We start from the raw sequence: 14,614 nt of genomic DNA, 5'->3' as shown, positions 1-14,614 counted from the left end.
GGGCGGCTACACGCTGCCCAGCCCCATAGACCGGGTGATCACTTCCTTCATGATCTCGTTGGTGCCGCCGTAAATGCGCTGCACCCGGGCGTCGGCGTAGGCCCGGGTAATCGGGTACTCCCACATATAGCCGTAGCCGCCATAGAGCTGCACGCAGGCGTCCATCACCTTGCATTGCAGATCGGTGGCCCAGTACTTGGCCATGCTGGCGGTTGCAGTATCCAAGCTGTCCCTCAACATCAGCTCAATACAGCGGTCCACAAACACCCGGGCAATCTGTGCCTCGGTCTGCAGCTCGGCCAACACAAACCGGGTATTTTGAAAGGCGGCCAGTGGCTGACCGAAGACCCGACGCTCCTTCACATAATCCACCGTGCCCTCGATCGCCGACTGCGCGGCCGCCACGGCCGTGATGGCGATCTGCAGGCGCTCCCAGGGCAGCTGCTCCATCAAGCAGACAAAACCGTGGTTTTCCAAGGCCGCCCCACCCAACAGTTGCTCGGGTGCCAGGCGTACGTGGTCGAAGAACAACTCTGCCGTATCCTGCGCCTTCAGGCCCAGTTTCTTCAGCCGCTTGCCCGGCGCAAAACCAGGCATGCCGCGCTCCACCAGGAACAGGCTGGTGCCCTTGCCGCCAGCCGATGGATTGGTCTTGGCGGCCACCAGCACCAGATCGGCGTGCCAGCCATTAGTGATGAAGGTCTTGCTGCCATTCAGCACGTAACTGCCATCGGCCTGGCGCAAGGCGGTGCACTGCATGCCTTGCAAATCCGAGCCCGCTGCCGGCTCGCTCATGGCGATGGCTCCCACCATGGCGCCGCTGGCCATGGCCGGCAGGTACTTGTGCTGCTGCTCCGGCGTGCCATAGTGCAGCAGGTAGGGCGCCACGATTTCACTGTGCAGGGTGTAGCCAATACCGGTGGTGCCAGCACGCGCCAGCTCTTCCATCTGCACAATCGAGTACAACCTGTCGGCGCCAGCCCCGCCGCAAACTTCGGGCATGGAGGGACACAGAAAGCCCTGCTCGCCGGCCTTGTTCCATACGGCTCGATCTACATAACCCTGCTCCTCCCACTGTGCATGGAAGGGCGCGATTTCCCGGGCGATGAATTTCTGAAAGCTGGCGCGGAAAGTCTCGTGGTCTGAGCTGAAAAGTGTGCGTTCTATCATGCTCTCTAATTTGATATATTTGATACAAAAGAGAAAAATACTACTTCGCAATGTACCCCAGGCCTGCTAGCCCCTGGACCGCCACTTCCTCCATTTGGGTGAAAAGAATCTGCCGGATCGTCCTCAAACGGGTCGTCATAATGGCGCGATGAGCACCTCTAATGCACCAGCCCCCGCCCGTCCACAGCCCCGATCCCCCACGGATTTGTTTCTGTCCTTCACCTGGCTGGCGTTGCAAGGTTTTGGCGGCGTGCTGGCCGTGGTTCAGAACGAACTGGTAGAGAAAAAGCGCTGGCTGACAAACGAAGAGTTCGTGGAAGACTGGGCCGTGGCGCAGATCATGCCCGGCCCCAACGTGGTCAATCTGTCCATCATGATCGGCGACCGCCACTTCGGCCTGCGTGGTGCCATGGCCGCGTTGGCCGGCATGCTGACGATGCCGCTGCTGGCGGTGCTGGCCCTCGCCCTGGTGTACACCCAGTACGCGCATTACCCCCAGGTGGTGGGCGCGCTGCGCGGCATGGGCGCGGTGGCTGCGGGCTTGATCACGGCGGCAGGCCTGCGCTTGCTGCCAGCGCTGCGGCGGCATGCGCTGGGCATACCGGTGTGCGCTGCACTGGCCGTGGCCTGTTTCATCCTCATCGCCTTGCTGCGGATTCCGCTGGCCTATGTGCTGCCCAGCCTGGGCGGACTGGCCTGCCTGCTGACCTACCGCAAGCTCAAACCATGAATACCCTGCACGCCATCAGCATGCAGGCCCAGGACTGGCTGCATCTGTTCCTGCATTTCGTATCGCTGTCCTTGCTGGCCGTAGGTGGCGCCATCACCACCGTGCCCGATATGCACCGCTATCTGGTGGATCAGCAAAACTGGCTGACCAGCGAGCAGTTCAATACCGCCATTGCCATCGCCCAGGCCGCGCCCGGGCCAAATGTACTGTTCGTCGCCCTGTTCGGCTGGAACGTGGGCTTGAATGCTGGCGGCGGCTGGGCTGCGCTGCTGGGCATGGCCTGCACCATGCTGGGCCTGCTGTTACCCAGCACCATACTCACCAGCGTATCCACCCGCTGGGGCCACCGCAACCGCGACTTACGTGCCGTGCGCGCCTTCAAACAAGGTATGGCGCCCATCGTGATTGCGCTGATGGTGGCCACAGGCTGGGTGCTGTCATCAGCACAGCACGGCCCGCGCGGAGACTGGAACCTGTGGCTGCTGACCGCCGTGTCCGCCCTCATCATGTGGCGCACCCGGTTACACCTTCTGTGGTTGCTGGGCATAGGCGCCATCCTGGGGGCTTGGGGCTGGGTTTGAAGGGGGCGCAGTGCCCGGGTTGTTAACTGCCCGAAAATAAGGCACTGCAATGTTTACCCTTTAAAAACAAGGGTTTACCCCAGTAATACAGCATTCATTCAGAGTTATCCCCAAAGTTATCCAGCGCCAACGGGGAGAACTTGCCATGTTCCGTGAGCCGTCATCAATCGCTACTAAATAAATAGCAACTTACGCACATATCTTCTGCGCTAGAGGCGTATTTCACCCTTAACTACCGGCAAGAGTTTGTCTGAACCCCTTCGGCCACCCGGCGGTCCGCACAGCACCGCCAAGCGCGCGCACCAGCCCTGCGCCTGCCGCAAGTCCCGCCCCAGCCGCCACCAACCGTGCAGGGCCACCCGCAAAGGGTTGTAGGTGGCCACAGGTTCGACCAGGCCGTAACGGATGGGAATATCCGCCCGCTCCTCCACAAAAGTACTGAATAAACGGTCGAACACAATCAGCACGCCGCCGTAATTGCAGTCCAGGTACTCGGCATTGCTGCCATGGTGCACGCGGTGGTGCGACGGCGTGTTGAACACCCATTCCAACAGGCCCAGCTTGGGTATCCAGGTGGCATGCAGCCAGAACTGGTACAGCAGATTCGCCGCCAGCACACCCGCTACGGCTATCGGCGGAAAGCCCAGCCACACCAGCGGCACAAAGAACAAGCCAATGCCGGTGAGCTTGCCCGTCCAACCCAGACGAAGTGCCGAGACCAGGGTCAACTGCTGCGGCGAATGGTGTACGCAGTGCGTGGCCCAGAACCAGCCCACACGGTGTGCCGCGCGGTGGTACCAGTAGTAGAAGAACTCCTGCGCCAAAAACAGGCCGCCCACATCCACCAGACTGGACAAACCTATATCCCCCAGGCGGTGCGTATAGGCCCAGGCAAACACCGGTGCAGCCAAGGACAAGCCCAACGCGTCCACCAGCCTGCGCCCCAGCATATCGGCTACCGATGTGGCGTAGGCCCGCCAGTCATAAGGCTGGCGGCGCACAAAGCTTTGCACCAGGCCTTCCAGGGTAGCGGCCAGCCAGACCAAAGCCAGCGGCAACAGCAACCAGGGCAGGTATTCCGGAGCCTTGCTGAACGAAGCCAGCATCTCAGCCGCCCGCCACGGGTTGCCCGGCGGAAGCGAGCAGCCAGTAACACATTCCGGTTCGCATAGGCTTCTCCTGGAATCTTCCGGATGGAGATGAACTGCCGGTTTAACGCGTCACCGTCACCGTGCCGGTCTGGCCATTTGGGCCGGTCACCGTGGATTGTGAACCGGTGCTGCTGCGCGTTGTCACCCGGCTGGCAGATTTACCATTCGGCCCCGTCATTGTGGCCATGGCACCGGTGGCCGAACGGTCCACCACACGGCTGCTGGTCTTACCATTGGGGCCGGTGGTACTGGACGATACATCGCCGCGCTTGCGCAGCACGTCACGGGTAGCCGACTCCCCATTTGCTCCGGTGATGGTGGTCTGGCGGCTACGCGCCTGGGCTACGCCGGTAAAGGCGCCCAGCGCGCATGCGGCCGCCAGTGCCATCAGCACCGAGTGGCGGAAAGTCATGGAGGAAGGTGTTTGCATGGTGGTTGCTCCTGGGGTTGAGGGTTTGCGCACGAGCCTTGTGGCCTGGCCTCTATTTGACGGTCCGGACGCGCCCAGGATGACCACGGAATACGACGAAATGCGACAGTTTTGAAACATGCATGTCGCACGGCCTGCCCTCTCCTACACTCGGTGCCCATGAACAAAGCCCTGGTCCTGGTGGTGGACGACGATGCCGAGCTGTCAGCCATGGTGGCGGAACTGCTGCAGCGTGAAGGTCTGGCCGTGCATACGGTGCTGACCGCCGGCGACGGCGAGCGCGCCTTGCAACAATGGAAACCCGACGCAGTACTGCTGGACGTGATGTTGCCCGACGCTAATGGCTTTGACGTCTGCCGGCGCTGGCGTGCCGCCCACCCGGCCCTGGGCATCGTCATGCTGACTGCGCGCGGCGACCCCATGGACCGCGTGCTGGGCCTGGAAATCGGCGCTGACGATTACCTGCCCAAACCCTTTGAACCCCGTGAGCTGGTCGCCCGTCTGCGTGCCCTGCTGCGCCGGCAACTGCCCGGCCGCACCGAATCCACGCAACTGCGCTTCGATGGGCTCTGCATAGACCAGCTTAAACGCGAGGTACTGGCCGGCGGCCGGGCGGTGGCGCTGACCAGCGTGGAATACAAACTGCTGATCGCCATGGCTGCCAGCCCCGGCAAACCACGCTCGCGCGAGCAGCTCAGCGACGCCGTGCAAAGCGGCGGCTACAAGCCGCAAGACCGCACGGTAGACGTACAAGTGGCCAGGCTACGGCGCAAGCTGGAAGAAGCCGTGCCCGGCAAAGCCTGGATAGACACTGTGCGCGGCGAAGGCTATGTCTTCGTACCGCGCGGCTGAGAGAGGCAAGCACATGGGCATGCTGCGCCGCCTGGACAGCCTGTTTCTGCGCCTGCTGCTGACACAGTTGGCCGTGGTGATGGCACTAGGCAGCATTGTCGGCAGCTTGTTCTACCTGGAACGCAACACCACCATCGCCACTCTGTACGCCGAGCTATGGGCGCCGCAACTCACCCAGGCAGCGGGCTTGCAACTCACACCCTCGGCTCCCGCACAGATCCTGCAGCAAAGCGATACGCCAGCCCAGACCCGCCGCCTGCCCACACTCACGCCACGCTTCATCGCCTTGCGCAACACCCTGGCACAACGCGGCCTGTCGATAGACGAGGTCCGGCTGAATATGCGTGCCAACGAGCCCATGGTCTGGGTCCACGTGCTGCGCCCCCAGACCTCCGCCATCTGGCTGGGAATGCCTGGGGAGATTGTGCTGACCGCGTGGCCCACACGCGTGCTGCTGGCGCTGACCGCCCTGGCGGTCTTACTGGTGCTGGCCAGTTGGGCCTTTACCCGCCGCCTCACAAGGCCACTGGAACAGTTACGCGCGCGCATGCAGGCCCTGGCCAACGGCGACACCCACCTGCTGGAGACGCCGGCCAGCCCCCTGCCTCCGGGTGGTACACCCGAAATTGCCGCCATCGACAGTGCCTACACCCAAGCCTTGGCGCGGCTGGCCCAACAGCAAAGCGAACGGGCCGTGCTACTGGCCGGGGTATCGCATGATCTGCGCAGCCCGCTGAGCCGCATCCGACTGGCCGCCGAGCTACTGCCTGACGTACCCGACACCAGCGCCCGCAAGGAGGCCATCGCCCGCAACGTAGGCGTAGCCGACCGCCTGATAGAGAGTTTTTTAGACTATGTGCGCAGCGACACCCTGCCACTGAATGAGACCGTGAATCTGGCTGAAGCTGTGCGTAGCGCCGCAACCCGCTGGGACCGCCCTGCCGAAGAGCTGCACATCGATGCCCCAACCAGCCTGCTCTGGCCAAACGCCAATGCCCTGCTGGTCGACAGGCTGGTCAGCAATCTTTTGGACAACGCCTTCAAGCACGGCCAGACACCTGTGTGCGTGCAGCTGCGTCAGCAAGAACAAGAGGTTTGGCTGGACGTAACGGACGCCGGCCCAGGCATCGCCCAGGAAGAGGTGGAGCCCTTGCAACAGGCCTTCAGCCGGGGTAGCAGCAGCCGTACCCTGCCAGGCACTGGGCTAGGCCTAGCCATCGTGCGACAAATCACTACCCGCATGGGCGGACGGCTGGAATTTACGGGTGGACCCGGCGCCTACACCGTGCGGGTCCGGCTCGGCCCGCTGTAATCACATGCGGGCCCAAACAAGGGGCGTCTATCGGAATGCAACCGTCCGTACCAGCGACGACCAGAACCGCCTCCAGGCGTACTTTTTCAAGACCGGCTGAAACCGCTGGTGGCGGTAGATGTTGATACGCGCCTGTTTGCGCGGCGTCTTGCTGCCAAACACAATATTCCCGTCGCTGGTAATAGGCAGTGGACCAAATTGGGATACCACCAGCAAGCCGCCATCGGGCGACAGCGCAATTCCGTGCGGGAACTGCATGTTTGCGCCTGGGTTTTCCAGTGCGTTGCTGGGCGCTTCTTCCGTGATGCGGTTGCTGCGGCTATCAAAATGGTAGGAAGTTATGCGGTCCGCCTCGCTGTTTGACACCAGAATGCTGTCGCCTTCGCGCGAAATCCGTATATCTTCCGGCCGAAATAGACGCGTGGCCTCGCCCTTGAAAGTCTGCAGGGGAACAGGATTCAGGCGCCCGGTTTCCGCATCAAACCCGTAAACGCAAATGCAGTTTGCATCCGCGTAGGTCACCAGCACGCAGCTGCCATCCGGAGAGAAAACAACGCCCTTGGGTATGCCAGGCAACTCCTCTTCCTTGATGAGGCTGAGCAAGCGGATCGCCGGCTCCTTGTCATCAAAACTGAAGAGCGCGACCCCGCGTTTGCGCAGCGAAGTGGAGCCGAAGGCCAGCACCATCTTATTGCCGCAGCGCGACATGTCCATGCCATGCGGCTTGAAGCCGGCCAGAGGCTCTGGAAACTTGATGGAAGCCAAGGGGCTGTGTGCATAACGCCCATTGGCGCCGCGCTGGTAAATCGTGAATATCTCGCTATTCCAATTGACGGCGATTATTTTTTGGCCGTCCGTGGAAAACACCACATGCTGAGGCTCATCCAGCAAAGCTGTGGGGCTTTTCAATATCTGGCTCGTCCGCGCCTGGCCGAAACGATCAATTTTGAAAATGATCAGTTGGCTGACAGTGGTAAAAGCCGCACAAAAAAGATTCTCGCTCGGATGGAAAGAAACGCTATTAATTAGGCTGTACGTCTTCGCACGGCTGGTGATGCAATCGATAGGTTGGGGTTCATAAAACACGCTGAGTCTCCTGCTTATTCTTGTATTGCCCATCAACTGCGGCAACCCGATTTCCATGCTGTGCCCCACCTCCTCCTTAATGGATATTGGTGACACGCATATTTTCAATGTAAAGAATAACTGACTCTGCACTGCTTCGAGCCGCTTTCAACAACATATACCCACAATTCAGGCGAAAACCCGCATTTTTCGAACGGGGCCTCGCCCGCTTGGGCTACAAGCGCTGGCGCAAGGCTTCGTAAAGGCAAACGCCGCTGGCCACAGATACGTTCAGGCTCTCCACCGCACCCGCCATGGGGATGCCAACCAGCTCGTCGCAGGTCTTGCGCGTCAGCTGGCGCATGCCGTCACCTTCGTTGCCCAGCACCAAAGCGACGGGGCCCTTCAGGTCCACCTGGTACAGGGTCTTGGGCGCGTTGTCGCTGGTGCCTATGCACCAGATGCTGCGCTCCTTCAGCTCGCCCAGGGTGCGCGCCAAGTTGGTCACCATGAAGTAGGGCACGGTCTCGGCCGCACCGCTGGCCACCTTGGCCACGGTGGCGTTGATGCCGGCCGCGTGGTCCTTGGGAGCGATGACGGCATGGGCACCGGCGCCATCGGCCACACGCAGGCAGGCGCCCAGGTTGTGCGGATCGGTCACGCCGTCCAGCACCAGCAGCAACGGCGGCGTGGTCAGGCTGTCGAGCAGGTCGTCCAGCGAATGGACCTGCGGAACATGTTCCACGCGCGCCGCCACGCCCTGGTGGCCGTGGCTGCCGCAAAGCTTGGCCAGACGCAGGCTGTCGCCTTCAATCAGACGCGCACCGGCTTCATTGGCTTTCTCCAGAAACTGGCGCATGCGCGCGTCACGCCGGGTGGGCTCGTAGTAAATCTCGATGATGGACTGCGGCGCGGTTTTCAGGCGTACGCCCACGGCGTGAAAGCCGAAAAGAACTTTGGGAGAAGACATGGGGAGATTGCTACGTTATTTATAGCTACCAGCACAGGTAAATCCTGCGCTGGTAGCGGTTTTTTCTTAAAACTTCTACCGGTTCAGCGCGGCTTGCGCGCCACCTTGCGAACCGGCGCCTTGCCAGATCCGTTGTCGCGCGGCGGCAGGCCGGTGTGCTGGGTCAGCAGGCGGCCCTTGGTGACCGGTGAAGACTTGGTCACCACGGTGGAATTCTTCTTGCGCGCGCTCTCGTAGTTCCCGTCCGTCATCGGCTGGTAGGTCGGGATCAGATGGTGCTTGCCATTGCCGATCAGGTCGGCACGCCCCATGGTCTTCAGCGCGTCGCGCAGCAGCGGCCAGTTGTTGGCATCGTGGTAGCGCAAGAAGGCCTTGTGCAGCCGGCGGCGGCGGTCGCCCCGCACGATGTCAACGGTTTCGCTGTCGCGGGTGATCTTGCGCAGCGGGTTCTTGCCGCTGTGGTACATGGTCGTGGCGGTGGCCATGGGCGACGGGTAGAAGGTCTGCACCTGGTCGGCGCGGAAGCCGTTTTTCTTCAGCCACAGCGCCAGGTTCATCATGTCTTCGTCGCTGGTGCCAGGGTGGGCGGCAATGAAGTACGGAATCAGGTACTGCTTCTTGCCGGCCTCGGCGCTGAACTTCTCGAACAGCGTTTTGAACTTGTCGTAGCTGCCGATGCCGGGCTTCATCATCTTGGTCAGCGGGCCCTGCTCGGTGTGCTCAGGCGCGATCTTCAGGTAACCGCCGACGTGGTGGGTCACCAGCTCTTTCACGTACTCGGGGCTTTGCACCGCCAAGTCGTAGCGCAGGCCGGAGCCGATCAGAATCTTCTTGATGCCCTTGAGCGCGCGGGCACGGCGGTAGATCTTGATCAGCGGGTCGTGGTTCGTACCCAGGTTCGAGCAGATGCCCGGATACACGCAGCTGGGTTTGCGGCAGGCGGCCTCGATCTCGGGGCTCTTGCAGCCGAGGCGGTACATGTTGGCGGTGGGGCCACCCAGGTCGGAAATGGTGCCGGTGAAACCCTTCACCTTGTCGCGGATGTCTTCGACCTCTTTGATGATCGATTCTTCCGAGCGGCTCTGGATGATGCGGCCCTCATGCTCGGTGATCGAGCAGAAGGTGCAGCCGCCGAAGCAGCCGCGCATGATGTTCACGCTGAAGCGGATCATTTCCCAGGCGGGGATCTTGGTGGCGCCGTCGTGGCTACCGTTCTCGTCGGCATAGGCCGGGTGCGGGCTGCGCGCGTACGGCAGGTCGAACACCGCGTCCATCTCGGCCGTAGTCAGCGGAATCGGTGGCGGGTTGATCCACACGTCGCGGGCCGTTACGCCCTCGCCGTGGGCCTGCACCAGCGCACGGGCGTTGCCGGGGTTGGTTTCCAGATGCAGCACGCGGTTGGCGTGGGCATACAGCACCGGGTCGGACTTGACCTGCTCAAACGACGGCAGGCGGATCACCGAGCGTTCGCGTGGCGGCACCTTGATCTTGGCGAGTTCGCGGGCTTGGGAGCGCGCCAGCGCGTCGCCCAGCGACGGGCTCATCTTGACGACGGCTTCTGCCGGTACGCCCTGCGGATTGGCATCGTCCTTGGAGCAGGTCGCGCCCTGCTCTGCCGCCTGCTCGGAGGTGGTCTGGTAGGGGTTGATGTGCGACTCGACGCGGCCCGGCGCATCGACCGAGGTGGAATTGATCTCGACCCAGTCGCGCCCGGTCGGGTCGTCGCTGCGGCGGATGAAGGCCGTGCCGCGCACATCGGTGATGCTCTGCACGGGCTCTTTGGCGGCTAAGCGGTGGGCGACTTCGACGATCGCGCGCTCGGCATTGCCGTACAGCAACAAATCGCACTTGGCATCCACCACCACGCTGCGGCGCACCTTGTCGGACCAGTAGTCGTAATGCGCGATGCGGCGCAGCGAGCCTTCGATGCCACCCAAGACGATGGGCACGTCCTTGTAGGCCTCGCGGCAGCGCTGGCTGTAGACGATGGCCGCGCGGTCCGGGCGCTTGCCGCCGATGTCGCCGGGGGTGTAGGCGTCGTCGCTGCGGATCTTGCGGTCGGCGGTGTAGCGGTTGATCATCGAATCCATATTGCCCGACGTGACGCCGAAGAACAGGTTCGGTTTGCCCAGGGCCTTGAACGGGTCGGCGCTCTGCCAGTCGGGCTGGGCGATGATGCCGACGCGAAAGCCCTGCATCTCCAGCATGCGGCCGATCACCGACATGCCGAAGCTCGGATGGTCCACATAGGCGTCGCCGGTGACGATGATCACGTCGCAGCTGTCCCAGCCCAACACATCCATCTCGGCGCGGCTCATCGGCAGGAATTTGGACGTGCCGAAGCGGGCCGCCCAGTACTTGCGGTAGCTGGTCAGCGGCTTGGCGGCGCGCGCGAAAAAGGAAACGTCGACGGGGGCGTTCATGCAAAACTTTGTGGGGATTAACCCGCGATTTTAAGGGCTGGGGCCCCGTTACGCACCCAGACGCGCATATGGCCCCACGTCCCTCTACATGGCTTTAGGGGTGCAGCGCCGCATGCTCACACAAGAAAACCGGCGCTAGCGCAGATGAAAGCTGCGCCAGGCGCTCCTATAAGTAGAGCAATCAGCTCTTGGCCAGACGGCTGAAGGTCTTGCGGAATTTCTCCACCTTGGGCGCAGCCACCATCAGGCAGTAGCCCTGGCTGGGGTGCTTTTCAAAGTAATCCTGGTGGTATTCCTCGGCGGGCCAATAGTTGGCCAGGGGCAGCACCTCGGTCACCACTGGGTGGCGATAGGTCTTGCTGTCGTTGACCTCACGCAGCACGGACTGCACCACTTCCTGCTGGTCGGGCGAATTCACGTAGATGCCGCTGCGGTACTGTGTGCCTACGTCGTGGCCTTGCTGGTTCAGCGTGGTCGGGTCATGGATGACGAAGAAGATTTCCAGAATCTCACGCAGGCTGATCTGGGCCGGATCAAACTCCAGCTTGACCACTTCGGCATGGCCGGTCTGGCCGCTGCACACGGCCTCATAGCTGGGGTTCTGGGTCGTGCCGTTGCAATAGCCGCTTTCTACATCGGTAATGCCGCGCACCTGGACGAACACGGCTTCGGTGCACCAAAAACAACCACCGCCCAAGGTGATGGACTCACGTTGGGCGGCACTGGACGAGGATGTGGAGGACGGCGAATTTTGCATAAGCTACTTTGTACACCGATTCAACAGCGCCCGACTTGTACACTCACCTTGCCCCCTGCGCCGACCGGAAAGCAGCCAGCTTCGATACAAAGCAAAACATGGTGTAGCGCACGAATTGCTTGCGCTAACAGCTATCAATACAAGAGCAAATGAATCCGAGTGAACTCAAACCCATACTGACCGCATTGGCCATGCCTCCAGCCGGGCCTTTGTTGCTGGCGGCTCTGGCCAGCGTGCTGGCGCGGCGGCGCAAATGGCTGGGCCGGGGCATCGCCGTGCTGGCCCTAGCAGGTTTGTGGCTGCTGAGCTGCAATGCAGTGGCGGTCTGGCTGGCGCAGACCCTGTTGCCGCAGGTTGCAGCCATTCCACCCGCCACTGCACCCAGCTACCTGCAGGCCCACCAGGTCCAGGCGATTGTGGTGCTGGGCGGTGGCGTGCAGCCCAGCGCACCCGAATACGGCGCGGCCCAGCCCTCGGCCCAAACCGCTGCGCGGCTGCGCTACGGCGTCTGGCTGGCGCGCCAATCCAGCCTGCCACTGGCGTTTGCAGGCGGCGTGGGCTGGGCCAATAGCGGCACCAGCGCCTTGTCGGAAGGCGATGTGGCAAAGGCCATGGTGTCGAAAGAACTGGGCGGCAACCTGCGCTGGGTAGACGACCAATCCCGCGACACCGTGGAAAACGCTCAGAAAATGCAGCGGCTGCTGGCACACGACGGCGTGCAACGCATCGCGCTGGTAACCCACGCCTGGCATATGCCGCGCGCCGTGCAGGCCTTCGAACGGGCCGGCTTGCAGGTCGTGCCCGCCCCCACCGGCTTTACCCTGCCGCAGCAGCGCACATTGCTGGAATGGCTGCCCTCCGGCAGTGGCTTGCAGTCCTCGCGCGAAATCCTGCGGGAATGGCTAGGCATGCAGGTTGCAGGGCGCATATAAGAACGTGTTTACGATCTAAGAGCCTGTTCATGATCTATTTGAGGCCGCGTTGGGGAGCAATCGGGATGAGTTGGCTGTCAGCGCCCTTGCATGGGCTCACTGCCCATGCAAGGGTGATGGCGGGCAAATCGCCCGATTTCTCCCCAACCCGAAGGGCAGCTGCCTTTTCGGGCGGTCTGGGGCGTTGCGACTCTTGCCAATAGCCGGGCTATTGGCGGCGAGCCGCGCCTACCAGCCCCTCCCGAAAAGACGGCTGCGCGGCCCCAAATAGATCATGAACAGGCTCTTAGGCATGCCATAACTGCGGGAACAAATCCCGCATGTGCCAGCCCAAGCCCAGACCGTACAGCCCGAACGTTGACGCTGCATCGGTAACGGGCTATATTAATAACCAACCAGTCAGTAAAATGCCCCCCAGCCTAGAGTCCCTGCCCCCCCCTACCGCCAAACGTGCGCGGCGCAAAGAAGCGCGCCCGGGTGAACTGCTGGCAGCGGCACTGGACATCTTTGTTGAAAAAGGCTTTGCCGCAACCCGTGTGGAAGAAGTCGCCCTGCGCGCCGGCGTGTCCAAAGGCACGCTGTTTCTGTACTTTTCCAGCAAGGAAGAACTGTTCAAAGCCGTAGTTCGGCAAAGCCTGACTAGCCATTTCCACGAACTGAACGGCGAAGTGGATGGATACACCGGCAGCATCGCCAGCCTGCTGGAGCACGGCATGCTGACCTGGTGGGAGCGCGTAGGCCGGACCAAAGCCGCAGGCATTAGCCGTCTGATGCTGCTGGAAGCCCATAACTTCCCGGAAATGGCCACCTTCTACCAGGACGAAGTGGTGCACCCCTACCAGCAATTGGTGCGCAAGATACTGCAACGCGGTGTGGACAGCGGCGAATTCGCGCCGCTCAACCTGGACCTGGCCACCTATAGCGTGACTGCGCCACTGATATTCATGTCGGTGGGCCAGCGTGCCGATGGCAGCCACCCCTGCACCCAGCAGCCGTTTACCCCCGAGCAGTACATCGCCTCGCAGGTGCGCATCATGCTGAACGGGCTGCGCGCCCGCCCCGAGCCCTCCGGAGCCGCCACCACATGAAACTTTAGCTATCGACGCACACATCGCCGCCCATGCCAAGGCATGACCGGAAAGTAAATGGCCTAGCTGCCCGCCGAACCCGCCATATTCCACCCCTAAAATCCAGAGCTTATTTCGCCTTCGCCACAGAGACCCACCATGACCACCACCGCCCAGATTGAAAAAACCCGCTTCAACATGATCGAGCAGCAGATCCGCCCCTGGGATGTGCTGGACGCCTCGATCCTGGCTCTGTTGTCTATCGTCAAGCGCGAAAAGTTCCTCCCGCCCGAGCACCAGGCCTATGCCTTCATCGACATGGAAGCGCCCCTGCCCGGTGGCCAATGCATGCTGTCGCCCAAGGTCGAGGCTCGCGCACTACAGGACCTGAAAATCCAGAAACACGAAAAAGTGCTGGAAATCGGCACCGGCTCCGGCTACATGGCAGCCCTGCTGGGTGCCTGCGCGCAAAACGTGCTGTCCTTGGAAATCCTGCCGGAACTCGCCAGCCTGGCCCGCAAGAACCTGCGTGACGCCGGTGTGCACAACGTGGAAGTACGCCAGGCCGACGGCGCCCAGGGCGCGGCCGGCGATGGTCCTTTTGACGTCATCGTGCTCAGCGGCTCTGTGGCTTCGGTGCCCGAAGTACTGAAAGCCCAGCTCAAGGTGGGCGGCCGCCTGTTTGCCATCGTGGGCCAAGACCCGGTAATGCAGGCCCATATCACCACCCGCACCAGCACCACCAGCTACCAGACCACCACCCCCTGGGATATCGTCGCCCCCCGGCTGGCGCATTTCCCAGAACCCTCGAAGTTCCATTTCTGAACCCCATGCTCGACCAGATCACCCCCGCCCAACTGGCCCAGTGGCTGCAAAGCCTTCCCTCCACGGCAAAGCCGGTTGTGCTGGATGTACGGGAGCCCTGGGAATGGCAAACCGCCAGTGTGCAGCCAGAAGGCTTTAGCCTGGTGACTCTACCCATGGGCGAAATCCCGGCACGCCTGGCGGAGCTGGACCCCGCGCAACCCGTGGCCTGTCTCTGTCACCATGGCGCGCGCAGCCAGCGGGTCGCCATGTATTTGCTGCAGAGCGGATTCGAGCAAGTGGTGAACATTGCCGGCGGCATAGATGCATGGTCGCAACAGCTGGATACCCGTGTGCCCCGCTACTGACA

15 protein-coding genes are annotated in these 14,614 nt (G+C 62.1%); 8 read left to right on the top strand and 7 right to left on the bottom strand.

The genetic code is table 11. From position 1 onward, the window contains the following. Window positions 1-6: 6 nt before the first annotated feature. Entirely contained in the window at window positions 7-1,170 is a 1,164-nt protein-coding gene (locus AC07R0_RS08655; RefSeq protein ID WP_495104507.1) for an acyl-CoA dehydrogenase family protein, read from the bottom strand. A 148-nt stretch (window positions 1,171-1,318) separates the two neighbouring features. Here AC07R0_RS08655 and AC07R0_RS08650 point away from each other — a divergent pair, with 148 nt between their 5' ends. Both AC07R0_RS08650 and AC07R0_RS08645 read left to right on the top strand, forming a co-directional pair. Continuing rightward, a complete protein-coding gene (locus AC07R0_RS08650) occupies window positions 1,319-1,900 on the top strand; it encodes a chromate transporter (protein WP_495104506.1) in 582 nt (193 codons plus the stop codon). Further along, a complete protein-coding gene (locus AC07R0_RS08645; protein WP_495076238.1) occupies window positions 1,897-2,481 on the top strand; it encodes a chromate transporter in 585 nt (194 codons plus the stop codon). The genes AC07R0_RS08650 and AC07R0_RS08645 overlap by 4 nt, the downstream gene beginning before the upstream one ends. A gap of 209 nt (window positions 2,482-2,690) precedes the next feature. On the opposite strand, the gene AC07R0_RS08640 is transcribed toward AC07R0_RS08645, so the two are convergent. Next, a complete protein-coding gene (locus AC07R0_RS08640) occupies window positions 2,691-3,587 on the bottom strand; it encodes a sterol desaturase family protein (RefSeq protein WP_495104505.1) in 897 nt (298 codons plus the stop codon). Window positions 3,588-3,693: 106 nt separating this feature from the next. Next, the gene (locus tag AC07R0_RS08635; protein ID WP_495104504.1) at window positions 3,694-4,062 is read right to left on the bottom strand and encodes a hypothetical protein; all 369 of its coding nucleotides are present in this window, start codon (window positions 4,060-4,062) and stop codon (window positions 3,694-3,696) included. Window positions 4,063-4,221: 159 nt separating this feature from the next. Here AC07R0_RS08635 and AC07R0_RS08630 point away from each other — a divergent pair, with 159 nt between their 5' ends. After that, window positions 4,222-4,914 carry a response regulator transcription factor gene (locus tag AC07R0_RS08630; RefSeq protein WP_495104503.1) on the top strand — a complete coding sequence of 231 codons (693 nt, stop codon included), beginning with the start codon at window positions 4,222-4,224 and terminating at the stop codon, window positions 4,912-4,914. Continuing rightward, window positions 4,892-6,226, top strand: coding sequence for a HAMP domain-containing sensor histidine kinase (locus AC07R0_RS08625; protein WP_495104502.1), 1,335 nt, complete (start codon window positions 4,892-4,894; stop codon window positions 6,224-6,226). Before AC07R0_RS08630 ends, AC07R0_RS08625 begins: the two co-directional genes overlap by 23 nt. Window positions 6,227-6,253: 27 nt before the next feature. On the opposite strand, the gene AC07R0_RS08620 is transcribed toward AC07R0_RS08625, so the two are convergent. The 4 genes from AC07R0_RS08620 to msrA all read right to left on the bottom strand — a co-directional run bounded on the left by AC07R0_RS08620 (window position 6,254) and on the right by msrA (window position 11,441). Beyond that, window positions 6,254-7,312, bottom strand: coding sequence for a lactonase family protein (locus tag AC07R0_RS08620; RefSeq protein WP_495104501.1), 1,059 nt, complete (start codon window positions 7,310-7,312; stop codon window positions 6,254-6,256). A 214-nt stretch (window positions 7,313-7,526) separates the two neighbouring features. Then, entirely contained in the window at window positions 7,527-8,261 is a 735-nt protein-coding gene (rlmB, locus tag AC07R0_RS08615) for a 23S rRNA (guanosine(2251)-2'-O)-methyltransferase RlmB (RefSeq protein ID WP_495104500.1), read from the bottom strand. An 83-nt stretch (window positions 8,262-8,344) separates the two neighbouring features. Further along, a complete protein-coding gene (locus AC07R0_RS08610; protein WP_495104499.1) occupies window positions 8,345-10,684 on the bottom strand; it encodes a YgiQ family radical SAM protein in 2,340 nt (779 codons plus the stop codon). A 181-nt stretch (window positions 10,685-10,865) separates the two neighbouring features. Further along, window positions 10,866-11,441: a peptide-methionine (S)-S-oxide reductase MsrA gene (gene msrA, locus AC07R0_RS08605; protein ID WP_495076246.1), complete on the bottom strand. Its 576-nt coding sequence runs from the start codon at window positions 11,439-11,441 to the stop codon at window positions 10,866-10,868. 149 nt (window positions 11,442-11,590) lie between these two features. On the opposite strand from msrA, the gene AC07R0_RS08600 reads away from it, so the two are divergent. From AC07R0_RS08600 to AC07R0_RS08585, 4 genes are all read left to right on the top strand, one after another. Continuing rightward, window positions 11,591-12,373, top strand: coding sequence for a YdcF family protein (locus AC07R0_RS08600; RefSeq protein WP_495104498.1), 783 nt, complete (start codon window positions 11,591-11,593; stop codon window positions 12,371-12,373). A gap of 407 nt (window positions 12,374-12,780) precedes the next feature. Continuing rightward, the gene (locus AC07R0_RS08595) at window positions 12,781-13,461 is read left to right on the top strand and encodes a TetR/AcrR family transcriptional regulator (protein WP_495076248.1); all 681 of its coding nucleotides are present in this window, start codon (window positions 12,781-12,783) and stop codon (window positions 13,459-13,461) included. A gap of 138 nt (window positions 13,462-13,599) precedes the next feature. After that, window positions 13,600-14,265, top strand: coding sequence for a protein-L-isoaspartate O-methyltransferase family protein (locus AC07R0_RS08590; RefSeq protein WP_495104497.1), 666 nt, complete (start codon window positions 13,600-13,602; stop codon window positions 14,263-14,265). Between the two features lie 5 nt (window positions 14,266-14,270). Continuing rightward, window positions 14,271-14,612, top strand: coding sequence for a rhodanese-like domain-containing protein (locus AC07R0_RS08585; RefSeq protein WP_495076250.1), 342 nt, complete (start codon window positions 14,271-14,273; stop codon window positions 14,610-14,612). Window positions 14,613-14,614 lie beyond the last annotated feature (2 nt).

It is taken from the genome of Rhodoferax sp. GW821-FHT07F03, assembly GCF_059418745.1.
The sequence above is the reverse complement of the archived record's forward strand: the minus strand, read 5'-3'. Positions and strand labels throughout refer to the sequence as shown.